Annotated in this window: 12 protein-coding genes; 1 reads left to right on the top strand and 11 read right to left on the bottom strand. The window is 43.7% G+C overall.

Annotated elements, in window-relative coordinates:
* Window positions 1–78: 78 nt before the first annotated feature.
* A complete protein-coding gene (locus ACYTXU_RS02145; protein ID WP_462208000.1) occupies window positions 79–2343 on the bottom strand; it encodes a S9 family peptidase in 2265 nt (754 codons plus the stop codon).
* A gap of 136 nt (window positions 2344–2479) precedes the next feature.
* On the opposite strand from ACYTXU_RS02145, the gene ACYTXU_RS02140 reads away from it, so the two are divergent.
* Window positions 2480–3421, top strand: a complete 942-nt coding sequence (locus tag ACYTXU_RS02140; protein ID WP_462207999.1) for a DMT family transporter — start codon at window positions 2480–2482, stop codon at window positions 3419–3421.
* A 592-nt stretch (window positions 3422–4013) separates the two neighbouring features.
* Here ACYTXU_RS02140 and lpdA read toward each other — a convergent pair.
* From lpdA to ACYTXU_RS02090, 10 genes are all read right to left on the bottom strand, one after another.
* Complete coding sequence (gene lpdA, locus ACYTXU_RS02135) at window positions 4014–5432, bottom strand: dihydrolipoyl dehydrogenase (protein ID WP_462207998.1); 1419 nt, start codon at window positions 5430–5432, stop codon at window positions 4014–4016.
* Window positions 5433–5582: 150 nt separating this feature from the next.
* Window positions 5583–7322: a dihydrolipoyllysine-residue acetyltransferase gene (gene aceF, locus ACYTXU_RS02130; protein WP_462207996.1), complete on the bottom strand. Its 1740-nt coding sequence runs from the start codon at window positions 7320–7322 to the stop codon at window positions 5583–5585.
* Window positions 7323–7337: 15 nt separating this feature from the next.
* Window positions 7338–10019 (bottom strand): pyruvate dehydrogenase (acetyl-transferring), homodimeric type, encoded by a 2682-nt coding sequence (gene aceE / locus ACYTXU_RS02125; RefSeq protein ID WP_462207995.1) that lies wholly within the window; start codon window positions 10017–10019, stop codon window positions 7338–7340.
* Window positions 10020–10253: 234 nt separating this feature from the next.
* On the bottom strand, window positions 10254–11123 hold the full coding sequence (ampE, locus tag ACYTXU_RS02120; RefSeq protein ID WP_462207994.1) for a regulatory signaling modulator protein AmpE: 870 nt from the start codon (window positions 11121–11123) through the stop codon (window positions 10254–10256).
* Between the two features lie 157 nt (window positions 11124–11280).
* Window positions 11281–12048 (bottom strand): cell division protein ZapD, encoded by a 768-nt coding sequence (gene zapD / locus ACYTXU_RS02115; protein WP_462207993.1) that lies wholly within the window; start codon window positions 12046–12048, stop codon window positions 11281–11283.
* A gap of 7 nt (window positions 12049–12055) precedes the next feature.
* Complete coding sequence (gene coaE / locus ACYTXU_RS02110; protein ID WP_462207992.1) at window positions 12056–12655, bottom strand: dephospho-CoA kinase; 600 nt, start codon at window positions 12653–12655, stop codon at window positions 12056–12058.
* Window positions 12656–12800: 145 nt separating this feature from the next.
* Window positions 12801–13709 carry a prepilin peptidase gene (locus tag ACYTXU_RS02105; RefSeq protein WP_462207991.1) on the bottom strand — a complete coding sequence of 303 codons (909 nt, stop codon included), beginning with the start codon at window positions 13707–13709 and terminating at the stop codon, window positions 12801–12803.
* A 42-nt stretch (window positions 13710–13751) separates the two neighbouring features.
* Window positions 13752–14996 carry a type II secretion system F family protein gene (locus ACYTXU_RS02100; RefSeq protein ID WP_462207990.1) on the bottom strand — a complete coding sequence of 415 codons (1245 nt, stop codon included), beginning with the start codon at window positions 14994–14996 and terminating at the stop codon, window positions 13752–13754.
* 122 nt (window positions 14997–15118) lie between these two features.
* Window positions 15119–16831: a type IV-A pilus assembly ATPase PilB gene (pilB, locus tag ACYTXU_RS02095; protein WP_462207988.1), complete on the bottom strand. Its 1713-nt coding sequence runs from the start codon at window positions 16829–16831 to the stop codon at window positions 15119–15121.
* An 87-nt stretch (window positions 16832–16918) separates the two neighbouring features.
* Window positions 16919–18637, bottom strand: a complete 1719-nt coding sequence (locus ACYTXU_RS02090; RefSeq protein ID WP_462207986.1) for a PglL family O-oligosaccharyltransferase — start codon at window positions 18635–18637, stop codon at window positions 16919–16921.
* Window positions 18638–18656: the final 19 nt, after the last annotated feature.

Here is an 18656-nt window from a genome sequence, read left to right as displayed (position 1 = left end):
CCCATCGTTTAATGATTAAACTATTGATGGGTTACGGCCGCGGCCTAACCCATCCTGTACACTTTTCAAATAGGTTAATTACTTCAAGTTCTCATCAAAGTAATTACTAATGGTATTAAACACATGGGTACGTACTTTTTGTCCCCAGATTGAGTGCTTACTACCCGGGTAGTTCATCATGTCAAAAGGCTTGTTTGCATCCTGCAAGGCTTTAAATAATTTAGTGCTGTTGGTAAACAACACATTATCGTCCGCCATGCCATGAATAATCATCAGATCGCCATTTAAACCTTCTAGATAAGGGAAAACATTACTGGCTTCATAACCTTCTTTATTGGAATCAGGGTGACCTAAATAACGCTCGGTATAATGAGTATCATACAAATACCAGTCAGTAACTGGCGCCACTGACACACCCACCTTGAAAATATCAGGTTGCTTGAACATGCTCATGATGGTCATATAGCCGCCATAGCTCCAACCAAACATACCAATTTTATCCTCATCTACATAAGGCAGGCTTTTCAGAAATTCGACGCCCGCGACCTGATCCTTCACTTCTACATCGCCCAGTTCTTTATAAATCGGATCTTCAAACTTCTTACCACGGTTCCAGGAGCCACGGTTATCGAGTGAGAAAATGATATAGCCCTTACTCGCCATCAAGTGATGCCAATAGGTATTACGCGCACCCCATTGATTACGAACTCGTTGTGCATGAGGGCCGCCATAAACATCGACAATCACCGGGTATTTTTTAGAGCTGTCAAAAGGTACCGGCTTATAGATTCGGTAATGCATCTCCTGCCCATCTTCAGCTTTAATAGTGCCAAACTCAGGCTTCGAGGCTTTTTGATAGTAGTGATAGTAAGGATGATTTTTATCCAGCTTATTTTCTTCAAGCCAAGTAATTAGGCTGCCGTCAGCATTGCGCAAACTAACCTGTTGCGGTTGCGATACTGAAGAGAAGTAATCAACAAAAATTTGCATGTTTTTGGCAAAACTGACTTCGTGCACGCCATCTTTTTCAGTAATCTTTTTGGGTTCACTCGTTTCAGTCAAAGACACTGAATAGAGATCTTGCTGCAAAGGACTTTCTTTATTGGCATCAAAGTAAACAACCCCTGCCTCTTCATCGACACCATAGACTTTGTCGATAACCCAATCCCCACCCGTTAACTGACGAAGCAAGTTGCCCTTCAAGTCATACAGGTATAAATGACGGAAGCCACTTCGCTCTGAAGTCCAAACAAAAGCCTGCTGTTCTTTCAGGAACCTTAAATCTTTTGTTAGATTAATCCAGGTGTCAGAAGTTTCAGTCAAAACAGTCTGCGATTTGCCTGTTTCAATATCGGCAAAACGTAATTCCAGAGTTTGTTGATCACGAGTCTGCCATTGATAAGAAACTTTAGAGGAATCTGTTAGCCATTTGACTCGAGGAATATAGATATCGGTTTCTTTGCCAGTATCAATCCATTGAGTTTTATCGGTTTCCAGATCAAGCACAGCAAGTTTAATCAGAACATTCTCGGTACCGGTACTTGGATAGCGCTGTTCAAACACGGTAAAATCTTCGGCATTAATTTCATAACGCTTCTCGATATTAACCGGTGATTCATCAACCTGCAGGTAAGCGATTTTTTTACTGTCTGGCGACCACCAGTAGCCCGTCAAGCGCCCCATTTCTTCCTGCGCCACAAATTCAGCCATACCGTTTTTGATAGTGCCTTCGCCATCAAAGGTTAACTGTGTTTCCTCGCCAGTAGCTATTTCAACTTTAAAAATATCCTGATCACGGATAAAGGAGACAAATCTACCGTCTGGAGACATCTTGATATCGGTTTCGTACGCTTCCGTATCAGTAAGCTGTTTGGTGGCCTCTTTGGGGGCTTTGCTTAAGTCGTAAACAAAAATATCACCCGCCAAAGGAAACAATAATGTCTGGCTATCATCGCCCCAGTAATAATCTATGATCCCCTTTGCGAATAAACGCATGCGCTCACGGCGGGCTTTCTCTTCATCAGAGAGCTGTTCTTCGCCAGGACTCAGGTCATTAGAGTCAACCAACAGCCGAGACTCGCCATCAGCAAGATTGTATTCCCACAAGTCTAAACGTTCCTGCTCCTCAGCTTTACCCTTAAGAAACGTCACTCGCTTACCGTCTGGAGACAATTTAACGGTACGGACTTCAGGGCCATCCAGAGAGGGATCTGCATAAATCCGCTCAACGGTTAATTCTAAATTTTTGCTGCTTGCTTGCGCTGTTTGCATAGTGAGAAAGGTTCCTGCCATCAATGAAATCACTGGAAATAGAGGTATTAAATATTTAGTTTTCATAGCCATCACTAATTTTTTACGAACCCGCATCATAGTTACTCAAAGGCCAATGATCAATCTCTACAAATATAGCTCCGCTATGCTAGTCAATGACTAAGGTTTGCTGCATAATCCGAACTTTGTCGCATAGTTTGAGTCCACCATGCATACAGTATCCGGTCGTTGGCAACTTGGCTTATTATTATCCTTAACTACTGCCCTGCTCTGGGGTCTGTTGCCTATCGCATTAAAAACTTTACTCGACCAGATGGATGCGGTCACCGTGACCTGGTATCGCTTTTTCAGCGCTGCCGCCATTTTATTTATCTTTCTGATTTATAAGCGAAAATCACCTAATATCAAATTGCTCAAAGGCAATATTTTGTGGTTAATGGTGATATCCGTTATTGGCTTATGCCTGAACTATGTGTTCTATCTATTTGGGGTCAACCTGATTACTCCGAGCAGTGCTCAAGTCATGATTCAAACCGCGCCCATGTTCATGTTATTAGGCGGATTGCTGATTTTTAAAGAATCATTTAACAGGCAACAATGGTTTGGCTTTGCCTGTTTTGTCATTGGATTAATTTTGTTTTTTAATCTTCGTTTTGAAGAGATTTTCGAACAAATTACTGGGGATTATGCAATTGGTCTAGGCTGGATGTTTTTAGCGGCTATTGTTTGGGCCGCCTACGCCCTGGCGCAAAAACAGCTATTAAACAATTACCGTTCCGACCAGGTCATGTTCATGATTTATCTGGCCTGCGTTCCTTTATTGAGCCCCTGGTCATCTCCCGGACAGGCGCTGGAACTTGATACTGCGGGCTGGTGGTTATTAATTTTCTGCTGTTTGAATACTTTAATTGCCTATGGCGCTTTCGCCGAAGCACTGGCTCACTGGGAAGCCTCTCGTGTTAGCGCCATTCTAGCAATTACACCACTGGTTACCATCGCCAGCATGAAAGTGCTCGAATACTTCTATCCAGATACGCTATTGTCCGAACCCATCAACCTGTTCAGCATAGCCGGTGCATTATTAGTCGTCATCGGCTCAATGATTACCGCCTTATCCGGCAGAAAAGTTGTGGCACCGATAGCAGAGTAGCCCGTACATATCACATTCTTTCGTACGGACAAGTCATGACTTGTCCCTACTTACCATCACTGCCTGTAGTTGCGGGCCAATGTGCCCGCCCGAGCTCCTGAAACGGGCGACCGCATCAGATTACTATAAGGCAAGTTCCGCTCGGCCTTAGCCAAAAAACTTCCCAAAGGGTAATATGGCACAGTCAAAGCTTCATCCTGTCATTCCGCGGTACCGCGGGCACTCCCTTCGGTCGCTTACCGCGGGATCCAGTGACTTTTTAACCATACTAGAAGGTTATGCCGCCATCTTGCCACCAGAAACGCTGATTAGGGCGACCGCAGGTCGCCCCTACATAAACATCTCTAATCAATGTAGTGATGGCTAGCGCTCAAAAGACCTTCTTACGGAAGCCTTTAATGTCTAATAAATTAGGATTTTTTGCTTAGAGCAAGGAAGCATCATTCAGCCTGACATAAAAAAGCTTCCCGAAGGAAGCTTTTTAAATCACTCTAAGAAAGCTGAATTTGTTGTTCTGAGCGTGGCATAAACCTTTGTAGGGGCGAGTTGCGCTCGCCCTGCTGACAAAGCTCAGGGCAAAAAAGATGCTTTCTTATTTTTTCTTACGCTGCGCAGGCAAATCAGTACAAACACCCTCATAAACCTCAGCCGCAAAGCTCACTGACTCAGAAAGTGTTGGGTGCGCATGAATCGTTAAACCGATATCTTCTGCATCACAACCCATTTCGATAGCCAAGCCAACTTCTGCAATAAGCTCACCAGCATTAACACCGACAATGGCACCACCGATGACACGGTTGTTTTTCTTGTCGAATAATAATTTGGTGAAGCCTTCTTTGCGGTTTACGCCAATGGCACGACCTGATGCTGCCCATGGGAATTTACCCACGCCATAGTCGATGCCTTGTTCTTTGGCTTCTTTTTCAGTTAGACCTACCCATGCTAATTCAGGATCGGTGTAAGCTACTGATGGAATAGTTAGTGGGTCGAAGTAATGCTTCTTGCCTGCAATCACTTCTGCCACAACGTGTGATTCTGCGGAGGCTTTGTGAGCCAGCATTGGTTGACCAACGATATCACCAATTGCATAGATGTGTGGCACATTGGTGCGCATCTGCTTATCCACTTCGATGAAGCCACGGTCTGTGACTTTAACACCGGCTTTATCTGCATCGATTAAGTCACCGTTTGGACGACGACCAACTGCTGATAAAATCATGTCGAATTTTTGTGGTTTTTCTGGAGCATTTTTACCTTCAAAGGTGACATATAAGCCATCTTTTTTTGCTTCAACTTTAGTCACACTGGTTTCAAGCATGATATTTTCATATTTGCTAGAAACGTATTTTTCCAAGACTTTAACGACGTCTTTGTCAGCTGCTGGAACTAGCTGGTCAGCCATTTCCACTACAGTGATTTTCGCACCCAGTGCGCGATAGACAGTCGCCATTTCCAAACCGATAATGCCGCCACCAATCACCAACATATGTTTTGGTACCTGGCGAAGTTCCAGTGCACCGGTAGAGTCTACGATACGGTCATCTTCTGGTAAGAAAGGCAGTTGTACAACGCGCGAGCCAGCAGCAATAATGGCATTGTCGAAAGTCACTTTTTGCTTTTTGCCATCATTATCAACTTCAATTTCGTTAGCGCCCGTAAATTTGCCGTAACCTTCGACGACTTTAACTTTACGACCTTTGGCCATACCCGCAAGACCGCCAGTCAATTGCTTCACTACGCCATCTTTATATTCGCGAATTTTATCGATATCAAACTTAGGCTTGCCAAAGTTAACACCATGAGCCGACACTTCTTCGGCTTCATCGATAACTTTTGCGGTATGAAGTAATGCTTTAGAAGGAATACAACCTACGTTTAAGCAAACACCGCCCAACACAGAATATTTTTCAATCAAAATAACGTCCATGCCTAAATCTGCGGCACGGAAAGCAGCGTTGTAGCCGCCTGGGCCACTACCTAAAACAACGACTTGAGCGTGTAAATTACTCATAGGATCCTCTTTTTGTATCTGAATTCGGAGCTAACAGCTCGCTAAATTACTAAAAGTTAGTTGCTTAAAATTTATGGCCACTCCAAAAGAGTGGCGTATTTTACCTGAACTGACCGAAAAATCATCAATCAATTAGCGGTTTTCAGGCTATTACAATATCACTCGTCTAATATCAGCCAACATCTTCGACAGATGTACAATAAAGCGCGCCGCCACAGCACCATCAATCACACGATGATCATAGGACAGCGACATTGGCAACATCATGCGAGGCTCAAACTCTTTGCCATTCCAGACAGGTTTCATTTGATTACGAGACAAGCCCAATATGGCTACATCTGGCCAGTTCACAATGGGGGTAAAGGATGTACCACCGATGCCACCTAATGAGGAAATGGTAAAACAACCACCCTGCATATCTGCGGCGCCCAGTTTCTTGTTACGGGCTTTTTCAGACATTTCACCCAGCTCATTGGCCAGTTCATAGACTGACTTTTTGTCCACATCACGAATCACAGGAACCACCAGGCCATCCGGTGTATCTACTGCCACACCAATATTGTAGTACTTCTTCAATATCAGATTTTCGCCGTCATTGGCCAGTGATGCATTAAAGCTCGGGAAGGCTTTCAAACTGGCAACCAGCGCTTTCATAATAAAGGCCAGCGGAGTCAGACGAACACCATCTTTGGCAGCTTCCTCTTTCATACTCTTACGGAAAGCATCCAGCTCAGTAATATCGGCATCTTCGTGCTGGGTCACATGTGGAATCATGGTCCAGTTACGATGCAGGTTCACACTACTGATTTTCTGGATACGGCTGAGTGGTTTTTGCTCCACCTCACCATACTTTGAGAAGTCGATTTCAGGAAGATCTGGAGTACCCACAGCTCCCGAGCTGGCCGTCGCTTTTGGACGCGATAATTCAAACTTAATAAAAGACTGCACATCCTCTTTCACAACCCGTGATTTAGGGCCAGTGCCTTTCACTTTGCTCAGGTCAACACCAAACTCACGTGCCAAACGACGCACTGCCGGGCTAGCATGTACTAACTTACCTTCTTGCGGCGACTGTACCGGATAGTCGGAAACAGGAGCTGGCTTTGGACTATCCGAGCTTTTAGCTGTCTGCTTCGGCGCATCTTGAGATGACTTAGCGTCCGACTTTGAATCGGCTTTCTGCTCATCTTTTTCCTCTTTAGATGGCTTACTGGAGACAGTCTTGATGACACCAATCTTATCGCCCTGACTGACCTTGTCACCGGCTTTAACGCTCATGGAAACAATAGTGCCCGCCGAAGGTGACGGCACTTCCATGGTCGCTTTCTCTGTTTCCAGCACAATCAAACTATCATCTTTTTCGATGCTGTCGCCGGCCTGAACACTGACCTCAATCACATCCACATCACTGGCATCACCAATGTCTGGAACGATTAAAGGTTCTTCTTTTTCTTCGCCTGCTTGCTCTTCATCATCCGAGGAATCGTCCTCTTCCGCCTCCTGTGGAGAAGTCTCCTGTTCAGTAGCCTGCTGTTTTGAGCCATCTTTAGATTCTTCGTCAGCATCATCTTTGCTTGCTTCTGACTGACTGTCTTTTGAATTACTCTCTTTAGAACTAGTCTCGCTCGAGTCGTCACCAGAACCACTTTCAGACGCCTCTATAGACAAAATGACATCGCCTTCGGAAACCTTATCTCCAACTTTAACTTCGATGGATTTGACCACACCAGCATGACTGGAAGGCACTTCCATAGTTGCTTTATCGGTTTCAAGAACAATCAAACCATCTTCAAGCTCGATGGTATCACCGACCTTGACCAATACTTCAATAACATCAACCCCACTGGCATCACCAATATCGGGGACTTTTACTTGTGTAATATCTGCCACGATGTGTCCTCCAGTTTATAGGGTTGCCGGATCGGCTTTATCAGTATCAATGTTGTAGCGCTTGATAGCCTTGGTGACTTCTTTAACATCAATGTCACCTTGATCCGCCAAAGTTTTAAGTGCTGCTAATACAATATAATAACGGTCCACCTCAAAGAAGCGACGCAAGTTCTCTCTGCTATCAGAGCGACCAAAACCGTCCGTACCTAACACCGTAAATTTCTGCGGTACGAAGTTTCGAATCTGATCAGCATAAGATTTCATGTGATCAGTCGATGCAACGACTGGTCCTTTCTGCTTAGCCAAACATTGCTCAATATAGGACTGCTTAGGCTTCTTGGTTGGATTCAACATATTTTCACGCTCAACAGCCATACCTTCACGACGCAATTCGGTAAAGCTAGTTACTGACCAGACATCTGACAAAACACCAAAATCTTTTTCCAACAGCTCTGCTGCATATTCAACTTCGCGCAAAATAGAACCTGAGCCCATCAATTGAACTCGTGGTGCTTTCTTGCGAGATTTGTTTTCATGCAACAGGTACATCCCTTTGATAATGCCCTCTTCTGAACCTTCAGGCATTTCTGGGTGCGGATAGTTTTCGTTGAGTGTCGTAATGTAATAGAACACATTTTCCTGTTCGCGATACATGCGACGCATACCTTCGCGAATAATCACTGCAACTTCATGTGCGTAAGTCGGGTCATAGCTGATACAGTTTGGAATGGTCGCCGAAATCATATGACTGTGACCATCCTGATGCTGCAGGCCTTCGCCATTCAAAGTTGTGCGACCTGAGGTAGCACCAATCAGGAAGCCTCGCGCCTGCATATCACCCGCTGCCCAGGCCAAATCGCCAATGCGCTGAAAACCAAACATTGAGTAATAGACATAGAAAGGAATCATCGGCAGGTTATTACTCGAATAACTGGTCGCAGCCGCCATCCATGATGACATAGCACCAGCTTCGTTAATGCCTTCTTCTAAAATCTGACCTTTCTTATCTTCGCGATAATACATAATTTGGTCAGAATCGACCGGCTCATAAAGCTGGCCTGATGATGAATAAATACCAATTTGACGGAATAAACCTTCCATGCCGAAAGTACGAGCTTCGTCTGGAATAATCGGCACCACACGGTCTTTTAAAGACTTATTTTTCAATAAGATATTTAAGGCACGCACAAATGCCATGGTAGTCGAAATCTCACGGTCACCGGTAGCCTTAAGCAATGGTTCAAAATCTGACAGCGGTGGAATATCCAAAGAATCAGAATGCGGGCGTCGTGCAGGCAGGTAACCACCTAATTTCGAACGACGCTCGTGTAAATATTTAATTTCAGGACTATCACCACCCGGATGATAGAAAGGAACCTCTTCCAACTCATCATCAGGAATCGGCACATTGAAGCGATCACGGAAATGTTTCAGCGCTTCAAGATTCATCTTCTTAACCTGGTGCGAAATATTTTTACCTTCGCCCGATGAACCCATGCCATAACCTTTAACGGTTTTAGCTAGAATCACAGTCGGCTGACCCTCGGTATTCACCGCTCGATGGTAGGCCGCGTACACTTTATGTGGATCATGGCCACCACGGTTCAAGCGCCAAATGTCCTCGTCAGACATATTGGCAACCATCTCCAATAACTTAGGATCTTTGCCAAAGAATTTTTCACGCGTATAAGCACCACCTTTGGCTTTGCAATTTTGATATTCGCCATCCACGGTTTCGTTCATTACTTTCAACAAACGACCTTCAGTATCGCGAGCAATCAATGGATCCCAATAACGGCCCCAGATTACTTTGAGCACGCTCCAACCTGCACCACGGAATTCACCTTCCAGCTCTTGAATAATTTTGCCATTACCACGTACTGGGCCATCAAGGCGTTGTAGATTACAGTTAACCACGAAGATCAGGTTGTCCAGTTTTTCACGACCAGCCAGGCTAATTGCCCCCATTGATTCAGGCTCATCCATTTCACCGTCACCCAGGAACGCCCATACCTTACGACCTTTGGTTTTAGCCAAGCCGCGATCTTCAAGATATTTTAAGAAACGCGCCTGATAGATAGCCTGAATTGGACCCAAGCCCATAGAAACGGTCGGGAACTGCCAAAATTCAGGCATTAGCCAAGGGTGCGGATAAGAAGATAGGCCCTCGCCATCAACTTCCTGACGGAAATTGGCCAATTGGTCTTTGCTTAATCGTCCCTCTAAGAACGCCCGCGCATAAATACCCGGAGAGCAATGGCCTTGGTAATAAATCAAATCACCGCCGTGCTCATCATTTGCGGCATGAAAGAAGTGGTTAAAGCCCACATCATATAAGGTCGCGCTAGAAGCAAAGCTGGATAAGTGACCACCTAAATCCAAGTCCTTTTTAGAAGCCTGTAACACAATGGCGATCGCATTCCATCGGATAATAGCTCGCAAACGGCGCTCCATTTCCTGATCCCCAGGCATGTGTGCTTCTTGAGAAGGGGGAATTGTATTTAGATACGCTGTGGTTAAATCAAATGGCAAATTAGCGCCGGCGCGACGCGCCTTAGCAACTAATTTTTCAAGCAGGTAGTGAGCGCGATCAACACCCTCTTCAGCCATCACCGCGTCAAGTGCATCGATCCACTCCTGCGTTTCAATCGGATCAACGTCTTCTATCGACGCATCATTTTTTTGCTCTTCTGTCATATTCTTGCCTTTCATTTGGCCTCGGTGCTGCTTATTCAATACTAATGTCAGTACCGATGGTCTTTACAAGAGAGTTGCCCGACAAATGATTAACAGCTGTTAAGCAACTTAACTAAAATTCGTAAAGTTCACATCATAGACAAAACGAAGAAAAAAAGATACTTTCGGCAGTGCTTTTTGCCTGATATATGAGCTAGGTCAAACCAGAGCCAATAATTAACAACTGTTAATTATCTAAACCCAAGTCCAGCCCAATAATGACATAACCGCTACGAAAGCAAATAGAATAACGCCGGTTCTTTCGGTTAGCTTTAACGCACAAAGATTCTCTGCAACCTTTTGTTTTTGCTCAGTTTCGCAATCAAGTACCGGCCCTATCGCCGCTACGCCCGCCTCTTCAATCAACTCCATACCATCAATATTCAAGTTGAAGAACTTCCTTTTAATCTTGGAGACACCTGATGCCATATCACCTGCAAGCAAATAGGCTAATACTGAAATACGACCTGCAACCCAGTCCATTATCGACTTTAGAGGTGCAGACAAGCTACCTTCTGGATTATTGGCCAAATACCAGTCCAGAAGACGGTAGAGCAATGCACCCGCTGGCCCTAACAGCACAAACCAGATGACCACAGCAGCATAGCGGCGCTGAGTTTCAGTAAAGATGGCCTCACTGACCATACGCTGAGTCTGAGCCCAATCATCGGCTTCTTTGCCTGTAAACGTCACAGCATGCTCATAAGCACCCTGCTCATCATCGTTAGCAATATCCGAAAAATAGGTACGAAGCGACTTTCTTGGAGATTCAGGCCCTAGACAATGAACCAGGATAACAACCGCCAGGGCTAGCATAATTAATGAAGAAAAAAATCCATTATCAAAGGCTTGGAATAATAAGAAAATCAAGATGACAGGAACAAGAATTAAGACGGCTTCCGCTAACCACCCTTTGAACCAGGACTGGCCGCCGAATGATTGGCCCAATCGTTTTTGATACGAAACAAACCAGTTAGCGTTGCTATATTTCTGACGCTCCTCGCTATTTCCTGTATGGAAATAACGCTCGAACAGTAATGCGATAATGAGTGTTAAAAGAGCCATGTTGAAACCTTATTAAATCCGTTCAGGTTTATAGTACCAAATGAAAAAATAGAATGCGCCTTTTAATTAAATACAGAGCATCGCTGTAGGGGAGACCTGCGGTCACCCGATTCATCTTGTAGATTGGATACCCCAAGAGAAGCCCTACCGAAAAATATCAACAAATCGCCACCTGGAATTTAGTGTCGTCTGACAACACCTTCTGCTCCTGCTCTCCCGGCTGTATAAAACGAATCGTAAAACAATATTTTGAGCCGCTGATTTCAGGATAGACACTGGTGGCAATGGGCATTTTGACACGTATCAGATGGGGGTTCTCTCGCTTATCAAAATTATGCTGATAAGCACCATTCTTGGTTTCTGCATCGACAAACTGACCGTTTTCACGATACAACCGCAACAGTACCCTAAGACACTTATTCAGCCCATCAAAATGCTCAAACCACTCCGCAAACTTTTGTTGTCGAAAATTAACTGGCTGTTGCAAAAACTGGTGTAACTCGGGTAAGTCGAAACTACAGGAAGCTCCTGGAATTCGGATCCGATGCTTTATTAAATCGATAAAACGATCTTGGCGTAAGGTTGCACCGAACTTCCCCTGATAATTAGCTACCCATAGATAAAGCTGTTGCAGTTGTTCTAAAAAACGCTTGAGTTTAACGTCATCTATATAGGGACTGGCTTCTAGCTGCTTGAAATGGTTCTTCTGTTGCTCCAGCTCTTTAAGAAGCTCAGCCTTAAGATCACCTCGATCAAGACAGTCCAAAATCTCCCACAAGTTATGCAGCGCCGCAATATGAGAAGCTACAGAATCAATGGACTGGAGATCTTGCTGAATGTTAAATAAGTTTTCCAAGCGCAGATAAGTGCGTATCTGCTCATTGAGCGGATGCTCATACAAGATATAACTGGCAGCTTCGGGCATCAATTGCCTAATTCCTTGCTAATTGCCTGTATTGGTTATCAAGCTTTATAACGCTTTGTTTGAGGGAATGCAAATCTGAGTTATTCACAATAACATCGTCAGCAATCGACAGTCGTTGTTCTCGTGTCGCCTGCTTGTCTAGAATAGCTTGCGCCTGATTAAGGGTTGATTGATCCCGCTCCATCAAACGCTTAAGCTGTATCTCAGCAGGGCAATCCACGGTTAAGACACGATCATAGTTTCGATATTGACCGCTTTCATACAGTAAAGGAATAACACTTATCGAATAGGCTGATTGCGCCAGCTCTTGTCGTTGCTTCATTTCCTCCCGAATCAGCGGGTGAAGTAGATTGTTAAGCCACAGCCTTTGCTGGTCATCGGAAAATACTTTGCTGCGGAGCTTTTGACGGTCAAGCTCACCGGTTTCGGTTAAAACCTCTTTGCCAAAATGCTCAGTAATAACCTGCAAAGCTTTTGAGCCTTTGGCGACCACCTCACGCGCAATAACATCTGCATCAATGACCGTCACTCCAAGCTCAGCAAACATATCACTGACAGCAGTTTTACCGCTTGCGATACCGCCTGTTAATGCAACTTTATAGGTCATGGTTTATATTTGTGGTTGAAGCAACCCCTACTGTAGGGGCGACCTGCGGTCGCCCTTTATCATTCTATCCCAAGTTCGAATAGCCACCATAAGACAGTTTATCGGGCGAGCGCAGCTCGCCCCTACAACATTACTTAAACTTTAATCAAGGCTGTAGCATCTGAATATAAGTATTGGTAATAGCCTCGCCCCAAATTAAAGCTATCCAGCCAGCTATCGCCAAGAAAGGACCAAACGGAATTTTATAGTCTCGTCCTTTCTTACTGACTACCATCGCCACAATACCTAAAACCGCCCCAGTGACCGTCGATAACAGTATCACCAAAGGTAGCATCTGCCATCCAAGGAAAGCTCCTAACGCGGCAAGCAGTTTGAAATCACCATGCCCCATGCCTTCTTTGCCGGTTAGTAGCTTAAATAGCCAATAAATCGACCACAGTGACAAGTAGCCCGCTAAAGCACCGATAACAGCCGATGGTAGATCTTTAGCAAAGCTTGGTTGTGCAAGCTCCGGTGCCAGCCACAATGCAGCCGCTAAGCCAATCCAGATCAGAGGTAACGTTAATTGGTCCGGCAGAATCTTATGATCATAATCAATGAAGCTACCGGCAATCAGAAAACAAGTGAAGATCAAGGCAAATGCCAGTGACCAGGACCAACCAAAAGCAATGGCACACATCATGAAAGTCGCAGCGGTCAACAACTCGACAAAAGGATAACGACCACTGATTTTAGCCTTGCAGTTTGAACATTTACCTCGCAAAACCAACCAGCTGATAACCGGAATATTTTCCAGAGCGGTAATCTTATGATGACACTTGGGACAAGCCGAAGCAGGAGTCATCAGGTTATATTTTTCCGGAAGCCCATCTTTAGGGCAAGAAACGGTACAATTGGCTTCGGTTAAGATTTCAGTCGCAGTAGCACGCCATTCACGATTCAAAATTAAAGGCAAACGGTGGATAACCACATTCAGAAAACTGCCCGTTAATAACCCCAGTATAAAAATCAAACCTGCCAACAAGGGCAGGTTTGTCGAAAGTATCTCAATCATATTATTCGTCTTTTAGATTATGTGATGTATATAAACTCGTCGTTAGAATGCATCGCCCAACTTGAAGATTGGCAAGTACATGGCAACGATAATGGTTCCTACAACACCACCAATAAATACAATAACGAATGGCTCAATCAGGGAACTAAGACCGTCCACCGCATCGTCAACTTCCTGCTCATAGATGTCAGCCACCTTCGCCAACATGGTATCAACAGCACCAGACTCTTCACCAATTGCTACCATCTGATTAACCATGTTTGGGAAAACCCCAGTCGATATCATCGCCAAGTTTATTTGTAAGCCTGTAGTAACATCTTCTTTAATTTTCATGATGGCTTTGCGGTATACAGAGTTACCCGATGCACCAGCAGCAGAATCCAAAGCGTCAACTAAAGGAACACCCGCAGCAAATGTAGTCGCTAGAGTACGGGCATAACGGGCAACAGCGGCTTTTTGAATTAATGGCCCAAAAATAGGGAGCTTGAGTAACAATGCGTCCTTTGAATCCCTAAACTTCTCCGACCTATTGTTAAGTTGAACGTAGCCGACCACAATTAACACCAGTCCGATGAAATATAAATACCAATTAGCCTGCATATTTTCAGACATGGAAACAACCATGCCCGTTAGAGCAGGCAAGTCAGCTCCAGCGCCTGAAAATAAATCCTTAAACATCGGTACAACGTAAATCAACAGAACTGCAGTAACGGCGATAGATACCGTAATTACCGCTGCCGGATACATCATGGCTGATTTAATTTTGGATTTTAACGCTTCTGTTTTCTCTTTGTAGGTGGCGATTCTATCCAGCATTTGCTCTAAAGTACCTGATTGCTCACCAGCATGAATCAAATCACAGACTAAATCATCAAAGTACTTTGGGTGATGACGTAAGGAATCTGCAAAAGGATTACCTGACTCAACATCGTTTTTAATGTCCATAACTAAGTCTTGAACACTGGGGTTTTCGTGGCCTTTACCGATGATATCGAATGACTGTACCAGTGGCACACCAGCCTTCATCATAATCGCTAACTGTCGCAAGAAGACCGCAATATCAATCGGCTTAATTGGCTTTTTACTAGCGCCAAAAGAAAATAATTCAGCATTAACTGTTTTTGGCTTGATCCCTTGTTTTACGAGTTGCTGCTTTACAGCATCAGCATTTTCAGCAGGCATTTTCCCTTTGATTTTGTTGCCCTGCTTATTGACTCCAACCCACTGGAAGTTTTTCAACTTAGTCTTCTTTGATTTAGCTGTTTTCCGTTTAACTGCTGTTGCCATTTTGATTACCTTTCTAATGTTCTAATATGGCTAAAGTATTCAAAATGAAATTAAGAATACTCCACCCCATTAATACTAAACCAAGTCTTGAGCTTGCTTTAACTTATATTCCGGCTCATGGCCTATTCCTGAGTTACGCGGTTAACTTCCGCCAAACTGGTCAGTCCAGCTTTCACCTTATTTAGGCCCGCCCTGCGTAAATCAGGAATCCCCTCTTTTTTTGCCTGGTCAGCAATATTAATCGCATTACCGCCTTCCATAATAATGCGTCCACTTTCTTCAGAAACTGGCATCACCTGGAACAAACCCACACGACCTTTATAGCCCATTGTGCATTTATCGCAACCTACCGGCTCATAAATTGTGAGTTCGTTCAGCTCTTCTTCGCCAAAACCCTCTTCAATCAGTGCTTCCTTAGGTAAATCAGACGCTTTTTTACAATGCTCACACAGGCGTCTAGTCAGACGCTGCGCCACAACCAGATTGACGGTTGTTGCAATATTAAATGGAGCAACCCCCATATTGACCAAGCGAGTCAAGGTTTCAGGAGCAGAGTTGGTGTGCAGAGTCGATAGTACCAAGTGACCCGTCTGCGCAGCTTTAATCGCTATTTCAGCGGTTTCAAGGTCTCGAATCTCACCGACCAGCACGATGTCCGGATCCTGACGCAAGAATGCTCTGAGCGCTGAGGCAAAGGTCAAGCCAGCTTTAACATTAACGTTGACCTGATTTACACCATGTAAATTAATCTCCACAGGGTCTTCTGCAGTAGAAATATTCTTATATTCATCGTTAAGGATATTCACACCTGTATAGAGAGTAACTGTTTTACCAGAGCCGGTAGGGCCAGTTACCAACACCATTCCCTGTGGCTTCTCAATAGCACCCATAAAATCTTTTTTCTGCTTGGGATCAAATCCTAGTGCGTCAATACCTAACATTGCCTGAGCAGGATCAAGAATACGCATTACAATTTTTTCACCGAACAAAGTAGGTAGCGTATTAACACGAAAATCAATCGCTTTTGTTTTTGAAATTTTAAGCTTTACACGACCATCCTGAGGAACACGACGTTCGGAAATATCGAGACCCGAAAGAACTTTTAATCGAGCTGAAATACGGCTGGCAAGTTGGATCGGCGGCGAGGCAATTTCATGCAAAATCCCGTCAATCCGGAAACGAACACGATATTTCTTTTCGTAGGGCTCAAAGTGTAAGTCCGAAGCACCTTTACGAATCGCTGAAATAAGCATCTGTTTTACGAACTTAACTACTGGCGCATCTTCACCGGCAGCTTTATCATCCATTTCCTGCTCGGCTTCAGGATCCACTGCATCTAAATCAATATTATCCAGATCAGAGTCGTCAAAATCAGACAGTGACTCATTTTCTTTTTCTTCAATCAGCTTACCGACTACCGATTCCAGCTTATTGGGCTCAACCAGCACGGCCTCAACGGAACAACCCGTCTGGAAACGAATTTCTTCTAAACTTTTCAGATTAGTCGCATCGGATACTGCGACAAATAGACGGGAGCCCCTTTTATAGAGCGGAACTGCTCTGTGCGCCTGCATCAACTTTAGGTCTATAACGTCTTTGGGAATATTTTCGAATGCTATACTGGAAAGATCAAAATAAGGATAACCAAAATTGAGAGCTTGAGCTTTAGCTGCCTGCTTACCTTCCAGCCAACCAGCAGAAACCAACCAGTCTATCAGTCCAACCTTTTCTTCCTTGGCATTTTTAACGGCCTGCTGAACCTTCTCTTTTGTCAAAAGTCCTTCAGCCACCAATAAATGCGCTAATCCAGAAAGCCCCGTATCCGCTAAAGTCATGATATTCAGTATAAAGTTTAAAAGACGAGTCTATATCCTTGAATAAAAAGCGCAAAATGTCAATCATTGACACTTGATTTGAAGATCTCAGTCTTTAGTATTTTTATGCATTTCTAACCAATTTTCTGCTTCCCGAACCCCAACAAACAGTCTTTTAATTTCATTATAATAAAACTGTGCTTTGACACTGTTCCCAAGATAGCGATTGACTGCATAAAGATTAAAGTAATAATTTAGCCTCGGGCTTATTTCGATTTGTTGCTCTAGCCATTGTAAGTATTCAATTAAAGGCTCAAGCATACCCAGCCTTACGGCCCTATTGGCTTCATGGCGTAATTTAAGTGACTGATAAGTATCCTCCCAACCTAAAGTCAGTATAACCTTATCTAAGTCTCTCAAGTCTGGGTTCAAAGCTTTTTCAAACTTAACCGCCTTAGACAGCGAATAGCTATTGACCAACAGAGCAGCCATCAATGCACAAGCGAGCAAACCACTTACGACTTTAGGGATGACTACGTGTTTAATGCTGAAATGATGGCTTTTGCTACCTCCGAGTGAAGCAATAACATATGCCACTAAAAGCACATAAACCATTAAGTGGAGTGTCGAAATATAAAAGGGCAACTCCACCATTAGATGCAAACTAATGGGGAGCAATAATGCAATATAAGCTAATGATTTTGTTAAATTATTATGCCTGAAAAGACTTAAGACACTCAAAACAGTAAGTAGTAATCCCAATATAGAAACAAGCCCGCCTTGGACGCCCCAATAAAGGAGCTCATTATGCGGATGAGTAATGTTTTGCTGTCGTCCTTCAACTTCTTCGCGCCTAATCTTCTCTTTGGATATTAGCTCACCTAACTTTTCTAAATACACTTTTTCAAAGCTGCCCAGCCCATGTCCCAAAACAGGTTTGCCCTTAATTGCTTCCAAGCTGGTGAAATAAATCAGCTCTCTATTACCTGTTTCTGAGAAGTCTTTGGTTTTATTGTCATAAATAACGTTAATTACTATTTGCGACAAAATCACCCCAATAATAATTAACGCCGTCGGCTTTACTAGCTTTTCTTTCCACAAACTACGGTACGAGACAAAGAGTAAAGTAAGACCCGCTATAAAAGAATAAATCCCTACTCTAGAGTCTGTCAGGAACAAGGTAAAGCTCGCAGCAAGAACAAAACATAATAAAAAGCTATTCTGTTTTACTGGATCTACTAGCTTATTATCTATCACTAATGCTTTCTTAATAGGAAAAATATAAAGAGCACAAATCAATCCAGTAGCAATAAAGCTGGCATATAAATTTCGTTGATTAAAGGTTCCTTTAACCTCGGGTAACTGATGCTCAATTATATCGCCTGTAGCTTCCATCATGTAGCTATGGAACAATTGCCAAAGGGCAGTCAAAACTTGGAGTGAGCCAATAATGATGATAAGAAGTAACAAAACATTCTTGTCTTTTAGGAATGAAGGACTATTTAGAAGAGTTAAAAGAAACACCCAGGATATTAGCAAACCCAAAGGTAACCACAAACTATTTGGAACAAATTGAAAGGTATTAAAAGCAAACGGAATACATGCAATAAAGCAACCAACTAACCCAACCAACCAGAACTGAGGTAGAGAATAGCGCTTCCGACCCAAGACGGGCCAGCTGAAAAAAAGGATCAGCGCAATAAAGATCAACCAGCCGACATTATTTCGGATAAAGCCCAAACCACCAGCTGTAGCTAGCTCCTGCCAAGGATAAATACAAAAGATAATCGTTATTGCAGTGAGCAGTAAAGTTGCTTTATTAATCATTTCTAAATGATATACACAG

This window comes from Kangiella sp. M94, assembly GCF_054926195.1.
This window is presented reverse-complemented; position numbering and strand designations above follow the sequence as displayed.